The sequence below is a fragment of the Paenibacillus pinistramenti genome, from assembly GCF_005869875.1.
GTDB lineage: Bacteria > Bacillota > Bacilli > Paenibacillales > Paenibacillaceae > Fontibacillus > Fontibacillus pinistramenti.
The window spans coordinates 225,264-237,786 of record NZ_VAWG01000002.1 but is presented as its reverse complement, the minus strand read 5'-3'; the positions used below and the strand labels follow the sequence as shown (position 1 = coordinate 237,786).

Sequence of the window (12,523 nt, the reverse complement as noted above, 5' to 3'; positions counted from 1 at the left end):
GTGAAAAGTTATCGGTGCGAATGGAGGGGGCCGCTCGGATTAATCAGCGGGCTGGGCATAGCCAGCCGGGCGTATGTGCGGGCGCTTCGGCGGCAGGGCGTTCCGGTCAGCGTCCGTTCCGGTTCGCTGGGCGTGAACAGGCAAGCGCAAGGCCCGGCGAAAAAGGTGCTGATCTGCCACACGCTTCCGTATCGTGTGCATGCTGCCGCCGAGAAACGCCGTTATGACCGGGTGATTCTGAACACGGTGTGGGAAACGACCCGGATTCCGATGCGCTGGAAGCCGCATATGAACAAGTTTGACGCCATATTTGTTCCGTCCCGCCATAATAAGGAGGCTCTGCGCCGGAGCGGTGTCAAGGTTCCCGTGCACATCGTGCCGCACGGTGTCGATACCCGGCAGTACAACCCGGGCAATCCCAAGCTGCGCATATCTGGGGCTCAGGGCCGGTTTGTCTTCGTCTCTGTCTTCGGTTTTCAGCACCGCAAGAATCCGGAGACGCTGCTGCGCGCCTATTGGGAGGAATTCTCGGCCTCGGATCCCGTTATGCTGGTGATCAAGACCAGCGGGTACGCTGCTTATGAAACAGAGGCCTGGATCAAGGCGAGAATCCGGCACTACAAGGAGCGGCTTCGCCTTGGCAGGCAGACGGCTCCCGTCAAGGTCATCGGGCGGTCTCTTGCGCCCGGCCAGCTGAGAGGGTTGTACACGCTCGGCAATGCCTTTGTGCTCCCGACAAGAGGAGAAGGCGTCGGACTGCCATTCCTGGAGGCTATGGCCAGCGGAATTCCTGTGATCGCCACGGGCTGGGGCGGGCATATGGATTTTTTGAACAGCCGCAACTCTTTCCCGGTAAGCTACCAGCTGCGTAATCCCGCAATCAGTATGAACAGTCCGCATGCGATTGCGCGGAGTTTCCGTTCGCTGTTCGCCGAGAAGGGCCAGCTGTGGGCCGAAGCCGAGCTGTCCAGCCTGAAGCGGCAGATGAGGAAGGCTTACGAGAATCCTGGGCTGTGCAGGAGCAAAGGCCAGCAGGCCCGGCAGGATGCGCTTAAGCAGTCCTGGAACCGGTCGGGGCAGATCATGAACCGGGTGATTAGAGAGCTGTTATAAGAGCAGAGCTATTTTAAGAAATTTTAGCAAAAAGAAAGCGCTTGCTAAATGAGAATCTCCATGTTATTATGACTTTGGGATTGTTACTGAAGAAGGCAAGACCCAGGACATGCACGAGACATGTTTTGGGTTTTGCCTTTTTTAGTCTCCATGTCCCGTTTCCGTCACTCAAACTCCAATGCAGAAAGGAAGGAGAGAGCCAAGAAAGGCAAAGGTTTTGACGAAGATGAAAGCGCTTAGATCCGGCGACTTAATCCTGGGTGACCAATACGATCGCAAACGCGGTGAAGGAGAGCAGCCTGGATGATTATCAAGAAGATATTCAACAATAATGCCATTGTAGCCAATGACCCGCATCGGCAGGAGCTTGTTGTGATGGGCTGCGGCATCGCTTTTAAGAAAAGTGTCGGAGATCCGGTTGACGAAAGTCTGATTGAGAAAGTGTTCATTCTGAAGCAGAAGGATGCTTCCGAGAAATTCAAGCTGCTGCTGGAGGATGTGCCTTCCGACGATGTGTCGCTGTGCTACGATATTATTGAGTACGCGAAGAATAATTTGGGGGTCCCGCTCAGCGAGTACATTTACGTAACCTTGACGGATCACATGAATAATGTCTTCCGGATGTATGATGAAGGGGTCAAGAATGTCAACCCGCTGATCTGGGAGATCAAGAAGTTCTACCCCAAGGAATTCGCCATCGGCCTGAAGGCGCTGGAATTCATTGAGGAGACGGTCCACAGACGGCTGCCGGAGGATGAAGCGGGCAATATTGCGCTCCATCTGATCAATGCCCAGGTGAACGGCCCGGGCAGCAAGGTGGCTGATGTGGCTCACCTGACGGAGAAGATCCAGGATATTATGAATATCATCAAGTACACTTACAATATTACGCCGGATGAGAAATCGGTCAGCTACGAGAGGTTCATCACCCATCTGCGGTTCTTCTTCCAAAGACTGCACAAACGGGATGTCCCGGCGGCGCTGGAAGATGACTTCCTGCTCAGGCAGGTCAAGGCGAAGTACAAGAAGGCCTACGATTGTATGCTGAAGATCGAGAAATACCTGGGCACCGAATTGTCCGATGAAGAGAAATTGTATTTAACGATTCACGTTCACCGGGTAACGCACAGACAAACTGAATAACCTTTGGATTGTTACTGGTAATGCAGGCGAGACCAACTATAGCGGCAGTGCACACAGATGTGCTGCGTCTATAAGGTCTCGCCTTTTTTGTATAAAACAACTGGTTGTATAAGCAATTGGCTGATCAAGGGATACTACGATGAAGAAATTTGTACGAACGAAGGGGAGAGCATGATGAAATACGAACAGCTGGCGAAAGACGTGATCAAGAATGTCGGCGGCAAAGAAAATGTCAACAGCCTTACGCACTGCATTACACGCCTTCGCTTTAAATTGAAAGACGAGAGCAAGGCCAATACGGATGTATTGAAAAATATGGACGGCGTCGTTACGGTCGTACAGAGCGGCGGACAGTATCAGGTTGTTATCGGCAACCATGTGCCTGAGGTTTATGCAGAGGTTGCGGCCATCGGCGGCTTCCAGGCCGCTGCAGAAACACCTGTCAAGGAGAAGCAGGGACTGCTCAACGCGTTTATTGATATGATCTCCGGCGTATTCTCGCCGACACTGGGCGTGCTGGCTGCAACCGGTATGATCAAAGGCTTTGCGGCCATGTTCCTGGCACTGGGCTGGCTCACGAGCACTTCGGGCACATACCAGATTCTGAGCGCAATCGGTGACTGTCTGTTCTACTTCTTCCCGATCTTCCTCGGATATACGTCGGCCAAGAAGTTTAATGCGAATATCTTCATCGGCATGGCGATCGGCGCGACCCTCGTCTACCCGACGTTCTCAAGCTTAACGGCTTCCGGCAAACCGCTGTACACGCTGTTTAGCGGCACGACGTTCGAATCGCCGGTCTACCTGACGTTCCTGGGCATTCCGGTCATCCTGATGAGCTATTCATCCAGTGTTATTCCGATTATCGTATCGACATATGTAGGCTCCAAGATTGAGGCCGGCTTCAAAAAGATTATTCCAAGCGTCGTCCGGACCTTCCTGGTGCCGTTCTGCACCCTGCTTGTTACCGTACCGCTTGCACTGATTGTTATTGGACCTGTGTCCACTTGGGCCGGCCAGCTGCTCGGCGCAGCAACCGTGTTCCTGTATAACCTGAGTCCGCTCGTTGCCGGCGCGCTGCTTGGCGGATTCTGGCAGGTATTTGTCATCTTCGGACTGCACTGGGGTCTCGTTCCGGTCGCTATCAACAACCTGACGGTACTCGGCTACGATCCGGTGCTTGCCACCGTAATGGGCGCTTCCTTCGCACAAACCGGTGTCGTTCTGGCCATCCTGCTTAAGACGAAGAATGTGAAGCTGAAATCTCTGTCTGTACCGGCGTTTATTTCAGGTATCTTCGGTGTAACCGAGCCGGCGATTTACGGCATCACGCTGCCGCGCAAGAAGCCGTTCATTCTGAGCTGTATCGTAGCGGCCGTCGGCGGCGCCATTATTGGAGGCATGGGTTCCAGAGGTTATATGATCGGCGGTCTGGGTGTCTTTGCGATCCCGAGCTATATCGGACCGAACGGTATGGACACCGGCTTCTACGGCATGCTTATCGGTATGTTCGGCTGCCTTGTGCTGGGCTTCCTGGTGATGCTGTTCGCAGGCTTCAAAGACGATGAAATCAAGACTGAGAACCAGAACAACGGTATCGGCAAAAGTGAGTCGCTGGTGAAGCAGGAGACTGTAGCCAGCCCGGTTAAAGGCAGCGTTGTTGCTCTCTGCGATGTAACGGATGAAGCGTTCTCTACCGGAGCGATGGGTAAAGGCATCGCGGTTGAACCGGCCGAAGGCAAAGTGTATTCCCCTGTCGACGGGGTGCTGACAAACGTGTTCCCTACCGGTCATGCCATCGGCATTACCAGCGACAACGGCGTCGAGGTACTGATTCATGTGGGCAAGGATACCGTGAAGCTGAAAGGCAAGCATTTTACCCCGATGAAGAAACAGGGCGAGCATGTGAAGAAAGGCGACCTGCTGCTTGAATTCGATATGGACGCCATCCGCGGTGAGGGCTTTGTCCTGACGACTCCAGTGATCGTGACCAACTCGGGGAACTATCTGGATGTCATCGAAACGGAGAAACAATCGGTCAATTTCAAGGAAGATCTGCTGACGGTTGTCATCTAAAAATATTTGATCGGTCCGGGCCGGCGGCAACATCAAGCTTCCGGTTCCGGGCCGGAACTTTAAAGGAGGAAATGAACTTATGAATCAAGTGATGAAGAATCAAGCCATTAACAAATTTCCGGAAGGCTTCCTGTGGGGAGGCGCGACCGCAGCCAATCAGCTGGAGGGCGGCTACAACGAAGGCGGCAAAGGACTGAGCACCGCCGATGTGATGACGGCCGGAACACATACGACGCCGAGAAGAATTACGCTGGAGCTGGATGAGAGCCTGAACTATCCGAGCCATGAAGCGGTCGACTTCTACCACCGGTACAAGGAAGACATCGAGTTGTTCGGCCAGATGGGCTTCAAGGTGTTCCGTTTATCGATCGCGTGGTCACGGATCTTCCCGAACGGCGACGACGCGGAGCCGAATGAAGAAGGCTTGAAATTTTATGACTCGGTGTTCGCCGAGCTGAAGAAACGCGGCATCGAGCCTCTCGTGACGATCTCGCACTATGAGACGCCGCTGAATCTGGCGAAGCAATATAACGGCTGGACCAGCCGCAAGCTGATCGATTTCTACGTGAAGTACTGCGAGACGATTTTTAACCGTTACAAGGACACTGTCAAATACTGGCTGACGTTCAACGAAATCAACATGCTGACGATGCCATTCGGCTCGATCTTTGCAGGAGCCATTCTGCCTGATGCCGAAGCCGATCTGACGACGATGAAGGATAACGAGCAGCAGCGCTACCAGGCGCTCCACCACCAGTTTGTCGCCAGCGCCAAAGCCGTCAAGCTCGGACACGAGATCAACCCGGAGTTCAAAATTGGCTGCATGATCGCCTACCTGTGCTCCTATCCGCTGACCTGCAACCCGGATGACGTGATCCTGGCGCAGCAGAAGGACAACCTGACGAACTTCCTGTGCTCCGATGTGCAGGTAAGAGGGGCGTATCCAGGCTTCGCGAAGCGTTATTTTGCGGAAAAAGGCATTGAAATCGCCATGGAAGCCGGCGACGAGCAGATTCTGGCCGAAGGCTGCGTGGACTATTACACCTGCAGCTACTACTCCTCCACCTGCGTCAGCGCCGACCCGGATCAGGAGAAGATCGGCGGCAACATGTCGATGGGCCTCAAGAATCCTTACCTGAAAGCGAGCGCCTGGGAGTGGCAGATCGACCCGCAGGGCCTGCGGTGGTCGATGAACAACATTTATAACCGCTACGGCATCCCGATGATGGTCGTGGAGAACGGACTTGGCGCGGTGGATACGGTGGAAGAGGACGGCTCGATCAACGACGATTACCGGATCGACTACCTGAAGCAGCATATCGAAGCGATGAAAGAGGCGATCTTCGACGGTGTCGACCTCATCGGCTATACGCCTTGGGGCTGCATCGACCTTGTCAGCGCCGGCACCGGTGAGATGAAGAAGCGCTATGGCTTCATCTATGTGGATAAGGATAACGAGGGCAAGGGCACGCTGGACCGCAAGCCGAAGAAGAGCTTCTACTGGTATAAGCAGGTGATTGAGAGCAACGGCGAAGAGCTGTAGTTTCCAGCAAAAACAAAAGATGGCCGTGCAAGGATAACCTCCTTCGCACGGCCATCTTTTTCTATTCTAGCTTAAGCCTCTTTAGCAACCGTCTTCTTTAATGCCGCGTCGGATGCTCCTTCCGTGCTGTGGGCAACCCGTTTGATGAAGAAGGAGAACAGCAGGGCAAGAACGGCAATGCCGATGATGACAACATACGCATCGTTAATCCCCTGAATGGTGGCATCATTAATCATTTGCTGCTGTGAGCTGCTGCCTGCTCCGCCGCTGGTCATCAGCTTGGTGAGGTGCGTCTTCGTACGGTCTGTCATAACCGTTACGAGGAGGGAAGTACCTACCGCTCCGGCCACCTGCCGCACCGTATTGGAAATCGCTGTGCCATGCGCATTCAGGCGGTTCGGCAGCTGATTCAGGCCTGCAGTCTGGATCGGCATCAGCAGCAGCGCCATCCCGATCCGGCGGCCCGTTGACATGAGAATCAGATAAGTGTAGCTGGTGGAATCCGTCAGGTTAATAAACCCGGCAGTGGTTCCGATTGTAATGATCAGGCCGATGACGGACAGCCATTTTGCGCCGAAGCGGTCAAACAGCCGCCCGGTTACAGGCATTAGGAAGCCCATGACCAGCGCGCCCGGCAGGAGCAGCAGGCCGGATTCCAGCGCCGTATAACCGCGAGCATTCTGCAGATACAGAGGCAGCAGCATCATATCGGCATACATAACCATAGTGATCAGAATATTGATGACCGTTGTCAGGGAGAACATATTATACTTGAAGGCACGCAGGTCCAGCAGAGGATTGCCGGATGTCAGCTGCTTCCATACGAACAGCCCAAGAGCCACGATGCCCGCTGCAAAAGCAATCAGCACCTCGTCGTCAGACCAGCCTGCGCTTCCCGCCTGGCTGAAGCCGTATAACAGCCCGCCAAATGCGATCGTAGACAGAAGCACACTGAGCAGATCGATTTTGCCGCGGACCGGTTCGGACACGTTCTTCAAATATACGAATCCGCTGATAATGACCAGGATGGTAAGCGGAATCATGCCGTAGAACATCGTTTCCCATTTGTAGTTCTCAAGAATATAGCCGGCCAGAGTCGGCCCGATGGCGGGCGCGAAGATAATGGCAAGGCCCATGGTGCCCATGGCCGCTCCTCTTTTTTCAGGCGGGAACAGAGTGAGAATGACGTTTGTCAGCAGCGGCATAATAATGCCGGCTCCGGCTGCCTGGATCATCCGTCCGGTTAACAGAACCGGGAAGCTGACTGAGATCGCGGATACAATCGTCCCAGCCAGGAAAATAAACATCGAGGCCTGGAACAATTGCCGGGTCGTGAATCTCTGCATGAGATAGGCTGTAATGGGAATCAGAATCCCGTTCACCAGCATGTAGCCGGTTGTCAGCCACTGCGCGGTTGCAGCCGTAATGTTAAAATCTGTCATGAGCTCAGGGATCGCCACGCTCATTACGGTTTGGTTCAGGGTTGCCAGAAAGGCGCCCAGAATCATAATGACCAGAATCGGCCCTTTCTTGATGGAACGAATAGAAGCATCCATAGGTTTCTTCAAAGACTCCTTCCTTGTAATCATCTCTGTACTTAATTTACAATGTGTTTAATAATAAACATTGCATAAATTAGATTATAGTCAGGAAGGCATTGCCTTACAATTTACGATTTTCATAAAACTGTAATTTAATTTACACTTTGTCTTACATTTGTAGTCCAGCTGAGAAAAATACTTCAAATCTTAGTTATATTGTTGATTTTCTATATTATTGAACTTCTATATTGTTGATCTTCTATATTGTTGATCCGCGAAGGGAGGAAGCAAGCAGTATGACCGATCCAGTCAAATCCCAAACCGATCCCCGGGTGATCCGTACCCGGCAGCTGATCAAGACGGCCTTTGTCGACCTGGTACAGGAAATGGATATCGAGAAAATGTCGATCAGCCGCATTGCAGAGCGCGCCACCATCAACCGGGTAACCTTCTATCTGCATTACAGGGATATTCCGGATATGCTCGAGAAAATGGCCGAGGAAATGATCGAGGAACTCCAGGAGGCGATTAAAATTCCCCGGGAACAGGCGAATGCAGCCATAGACCCTGAGTGGAAAATGCTCGTGAAGCTGCTTGAGCATATTGCTCAGCATGCTAAATTTTATAAAGTCATATTGGGCTCAAGGCGCACCCCTATATTCACAGAGCGGCTGCTCCGCCTGCTGACGGATATGATAACCCAAAGAATCGAATCCCAGGGCAGTGATTCCTATGGCGCCAGAGCCGGCATTCAAAAGGATATTGCCATCTGGCACGGCTCCTCCGCGCTGATCGGCACCATCGTATCCTGGCTGCGGAATGACATGCCGTATACGCCTGTTTTTCTGGCTAAGCAGTTCGCGCTGCTGCACCGCAAGGAGCTGGGGGAGCAGCTCTAATCATTTTTAGACCTTTAAAATAAATTGTACTGCTGCACGCAGATAGGAAAAGAGGCAGAAAGAGCATCATGAAGACATTCATTGTTATCGGAGCAGGGATTCTGGGAGCATCGGCGGCTTACCATCTGGCGAAGCTGGGGGCAGAGGTGCTGATCATCGACCGGAAGGACAAAGGACAAGCCACAGATGCGGCGGCAGGCATTATCTGCCCATGGCTCTCCCAGCGGCGGAACAAGTCCTGGTATCGTCTGGCTAAAGCCGGGGCGCGGTATTATCCCGATTTGATTCAAGCCTTGGAGGACGAAGGAGAGACAGACACGGGTTATGCCCAAGTCGGCGCTTTAAACATTCATGAAGATCCTGCTAAGATCATCAAGATGGAAGAACGGGCCTATGCGCGCCTTCACGATGCGCCGGAAATCGGGATGATATCCAGTCTGGATGACCAGCAGACCCGGAATTTGTTCCCGCCGCTCAGAGAAGGGTTTCAATCCGTGCATATCAGCGGTGCTGCGCGTGTTGACGGGCGGGCCCTGCGGGATGCCCTGCTGAGATCGGCACAAAGGAACGGGGCGGTACTTATACACGATGATGCCAAGCTTACCTTTAGCGAGAATCGGGTGACGGGAGTTGCCGCAGGCGGCAAAGCTTATCAGGCGGATGAAGTCATGGTGTGCGCCGGTGCGTGGGCCGGGGAGCTGCTGCGGCCGCTCGGTATCCCGATGATCGTCGGCTTTCAGAAGGCGCAGATCGTGCATCTGGAGCTTCCGGGCTCGGCCGATACCGGCAGCTGGCCTGTCCTTATGCCGCCTACCGACCAGTATTTGCTCGCTTTTGATAAGCAGAGCATCGTCATGGGAGCCACTCATGAAAACGACACCGGCTTCGACACGAGAGTAACGGCAGGCGGCATTCAGGAAGTGCTGAATAAAGGGCTGGATTTGGCGCCGGCGCTCGCGGAATGCACCTTCCGAGAGACAAGAGTCGGATTCCGTCCGTTCACGCCCGGCTTTCTGCCCGTATTTGGCCCGGTACCCGGATGGGACGGGCTGCTTGCTGCCAACGGCCTCGGAGCATCCGGCCTGACTGTCGGCCCCTATATCGGAAGCCAGCTGGCCAGGCTGGCGCTGAATCTGGAGCCGGACCCGGAATTGGAGCTTAGCGACTACGAGGTTCGGAAGGCTTTTGGCAACGAATAAACACTGAGAGTTGAACGCTGAGAGCAAGGAATGAGCAGGGAGTAAGGGAGCGGGGGAAGCGTGCATAGATCTCCACTTTAAGGTAAACCTATTTCCGTTACCAACCTACATTTTTAGGAGGAAATTATTTACCATGTACAATTCGAACGTATCCCAGCAAATCCGCCAAATCGAGCAGGCCATCCGTCAGCTGGAGCAGCAAACCCGCCAGGCGACCAATACGTACCAGCAGATGCTGGAACAGGAGCAGCAGAATGCCATGCGCCTTGAAGAGCTTTCACAGCGTGAACGCAGAGCGGCGCACACGATCCAGACGGCGCTTCAAGGCCATCAGCTGGCTATGCAGCAGTACCAGCAGATTTCAAGCCTCGTTAACCAGATCGAAAGCTCCGTTCAAAGCTCTATTCAAGGCTCCATGATGAACCAGGGCATGCAGCACGCCTTTAATCAGCCGGCCTTTGGCACGCAGAACTATGGACAAAGCGGGATGAGCCAGAGCATGGGTCATACAGGGATGGGCAGCTCCGGTAATCCTTCTCACGGAACCGGTTACCAGCAATAATCAGCTTTGAAGAAAATCAGCGGGGGCAGTTCCGGCAAGTCTTACCAGACTTGTGGCTGTCCCTTTTTGCTGTACATATTCTCAATAGAAATGCAGTCCGATCGTGTTCATTCGTTGAATGAAGTTCATTGAAATATCTAAAGGTTAAGTTTATGCTATACCAGAAGAGAAGAAACAGCCTGGGACAAAAGAGATTCTTTTGCCGGCGAAATAGGTGGTATAACGATGAACAATACACAGTATCAGGCCATACTGGATGAAATGCGCAGCCAGTTCGATTATGACTTTATGTCGCTGGCTTTGGTTGAGCCGGCTGAGTTTAATTATGTGATAAAGTGGAAGTTCGCTTCCGGCAATCTGAATGATGGCTACAAACGGATTCTGCTCAAATCGGGCAGAGGGGTGCCTGGGATTGTATTTAAGACCGGCAAACCGCTCCTTATTCCATATGTACCCGACTTTGTCGGTCCGGAAAATATTTTTCAATATCCGATTATCAAGCTGGAAGACTTAATCAGTCTCGTTGCGGTGCCGGTGTGGCACGACGGCCGCGTTGCCGGCATTCTGCTGGGCGGGTACAGAGATGACAGACGGGTAACGGTCCAGTCGATGCAGGATTTGCAGAAGCTCGTCTCAGGTGGACTTCATGATCTAAACGGAAAGGAAATGATGCCAAGTTGACGAGTGCGGGGAACAATCCAATCGGCTCCTTGATGATCAAGCTGTTTGAGCAAAGCTCGGAAGTGATTATTTTCTTTGACCGGCACGGAAAAATCATTGCGATGAATCCGGCAGCAGAGGCCATCATGACGCCGGAGAAGATCAGACGGATTCTGCAGGGGGACGGACACGGCATCTGCGAGGTCTGCAGGGGGTTCACAAGCGAGGCGGAGCAAATGACCTGCACGAACTGTTATATGCATAACCCTGAGCTGAGGGAATTCACTTCCTTTCAAATCTTTCTGGAGACGAAGGGGAAGGAGGTCGTTCCTTACACGGCTTCCTTTCAGACGATTGATCCGGAAGAGGGGACCCGGGTGCTGATGCTCAGAAGTATGATCAAGCAATATCAGACCCAGGAGAAGCTCTATCAGAACAAGGTCATGAAGCATGTTATTGAGGCGCAGGAGAGCGAACGCAGACGAATTTCGCGTGAACTGCATGACAGCGTGGCGCAGGAGCTGATGAGCGCGGTGGTTGACCTGCGCGTCCTTAAATATTTGACGGATGACGAGAAGCTGGTGGGCAAAATGAACCAGACCGAGGCGCTGATGACCCGCCTTCTGGATGATGTGCGCAATCTGTCCGTCGAGCTCCGGCCGGCGACACTGGATGATTTCGGCCTTGAGGCAGCCTTCAAGACCCATTTCAAGCGCCTGGAGCAGAGCTACGGCCTGCTCGTGGATTTCACCTCTTCTCTGGACAAGAAGCGTTATTCCAGCGAAATCGAAACGGTTGTGTACCGGGTCTGCCAGGAAGCGGTCATGAATGCGCTGAAGTACGCGCAGGTAGACCGGGTGGAAGTGGTGCTTGAAGAGAAAGAAGGCATGCTGCAGCTGGTGGTTGAAGATCAAGGGGCAGGCTTCCAGCCGGGAAGCAAGCCGATCGGGACCGGCTTAGGATTATTCGGCATGCAAGAGCGGGCTGAGCTGGTGGGCGGTGTGCTCCGCGTCCTGTCCAAGCCCGGCGAGGGGACCCGCGTATTCCTCCAAGTGCCGGTGCCGAGCGGGGAGTGAGAGAAGGGTGGACCAGAAGATGAAGATCGTAATTGCAGACGATCATGCGATCGTGCGGAGCGGCTTCTCCATGATCCTGAACTTTCAGAAGGATATGGAGGTTGTCGGAACGGCGGCTGACGGCATCGAGGCGTACTCCTTAGTGGAGCAGCTCCGGCCGGATATTTTGATTATGGACCTCAGCATGCCTCCGGGCGAGGGGGGACTGGTGGCCACAGGGAGGATCAAGGAGGATTTTCCGGGTACAAAGATCCTGATCCTGACGATGTACGATGATGAGGAATATTTATTTCATGTCCTGAAAAATGGCGCGAGCGGCTATGTCCTGAAGAATGCGCCGGAAGAAGAGCTGCTGTTCGCAATCCGGACTGTCTACAGCGGTGATACGTATATCCATCCCAAAATGGCCAATTCCCTCGTCCGGGATTGGAAGAAAGCGGAGCAGGCCGACCCTGCTGATGATCCTCTTGAGGTTCTGTCCAAGCGGGAGATCGAAATATTGCCCTTGATCGCCAAGGGATACGGGAACAAAGAAATAGCGGAGAAGCTGTTTATCTCCGTCAAGACGGTCGAGGCTCACAAATCCAAAATTATGGAGAAGCTGAAATTAAAGAGCCGTCCTGAGCTGGTCGAATATGCCTTGAAGAAGAAGCTGCTGGATTTTTAACCGGAATGAAGAAAAAGCCGGGGTTTCAGCGCTTTTTCTTCAAG

The 12,523-nt window shown here is 53.2% G+C and carries 11 protein-coding genes; 10 read left to right on the top strand and 1 reads right to left on the bottom strand.

What is annotated here, in order from left to right; all coding sequences use genetic code 11:
- The 4 genes from FCN15_RS03855 to FCN15_RS03840 all read left to right on the top strand — a co-directional run bounded on the left by FCN15_RS03855 (position 1) and on the right by FCN15_RS03840 (position 5,875).
- A complete protein-coding gene (locus tag FCN15_RS03855; protein ID WP_138493630.1) occupies positions 1-1,113 on the top strand; it encodes a glycosyltransferase in 1,113 nt (370 codons plus the stop codon).
- 303 nt (positions 1,114-1,416) lie between these two features.
- Complete coding sequence (gene licT, locus FCN15_RS03850; RefSeq protein ID WP_138493629.1) at positions 1,417-2,256, top strand: BglG family transcription antiterminator LicT; 840 nt, start codon at positions 1,417-1,419, stop codon at positions 2,254-2,256.
- Between the two features lie 174 nt (positions 2,257-2,430).
- A complete protein-coding gene (locus FCN15_RS03845; protein WP_138494011.1) occupies positions 2,431-4,332 on the top strand; it encodes a beta-glucoside-specific PTS transporter subunit IIABC in 1,902 nt (633 codons plus the stop codon).
- A gap of 79 nt (positions 4,333-4,411) precedes the next feature.
- Positions 4,412-5,875, top strand: coding sequence for a glycoside hydrolase family 1 protein (locus tag FCN15_RS03840; protein WP_275259472.1), 1,464 nt, complete (start codon positions 4,412-4,414; stop codon positions 5,873-5,875).
- Between the two features lie 71 nt (positions 5,876-5,946).
- On the opposite strand, the gene FCN15_RS03835 is transcribed toward FCN15_RS03840, so the two are convergent.
- Entirely contained in the window at positions 5,947-7,431 is a 1,485-nt protein-coding gene (locus FCN15_RS03835) for a DHA2 family efflux MFS transporter permease subunit (protein ID WP_138494009.1), read from the bottom strand.
- Between the two features lie 281 nt (positions 7,432-7,712).
- Between FCN15_RS03835 and FCN15_RS03830 the strand changes: the two genes are divergently transcribed.
- From FCN15_RS03830 to FCN15_RS03805, 6 genes are all read left to right on the top strand, one after another.
- Positions 7,713-8,315: a TetR/AcrR family transcriptional regulator gene (locus FCN15_RS03830; RefSeq protein WP_138493628.1), complete on the top strand. Its 603-nt coding sequence runs from the start codon at positions 7,713-7,715 to the stop codon at positions 8,313-8,315.
- Between the two features lie 68 nt (positions 8,316-8,383).
- Positions 8,384-9,514: an NAD(P)/FAD-dependent oxidoreductase gene (locus FCN15_RS03825; protein ID WP_138493627.1), complete on the top strand. Its 1,131-nt coding sequence runs from the start codon at positions 8,384-8,386 to the stop codon at positions 9,512-9,514.
- A 133-nt stretch (positions 9,515-9,647) separates the two neighbouring features.
- The gene (locus tag FCN15_RS19275; RefSeq protein WP_203232075.1) at positions 9,648-10,076 is read left to right on the top strand and encodes an AMP-dependent synthetase and ligase; all 429 of its coding nucleotides are present in this window, start codon (positions 9,648-9,650) and stop codon (positions 10,074-10,076) included.
- A 225-nt stretch (positions 10,077-10,301) separates the two neighbouring features.
- Entirely contained in the window at positions 10,302-10,757 is a 456-nt protein-coding gene (locus FCN15_RS03815; protein WP_138493626.1) for a GAF domain-containing protein, read from the top strand.
- 32 nt (positions 10,758-10,789) lie between these two features.
- Complete coding sequence (locus tag FCN15_RS03810; RefSeq protein WP_138494008.1) at positions 10,790-11,812, top strand: sensor histidine kinase; 1,023 nt, start codon at positions 10,790-10,792, stop codon at positions 11,810-11,812.
- Between the two features lie 19 nt (positions 11,813-11,831).
- Positions 11,832-12,479 (top strand): response regulator, encoded by a 648-nt coding sequence (locus FCN15_RS03805; RefSeq protein WP_138493625.1) that lies wholly within the window; start codon positions 11,832-11,834, stop codon positions 12,477-12,479.
- The last annotated feature ends 44 nt before the right edge of the window (positions 12,480-12,523 follow it).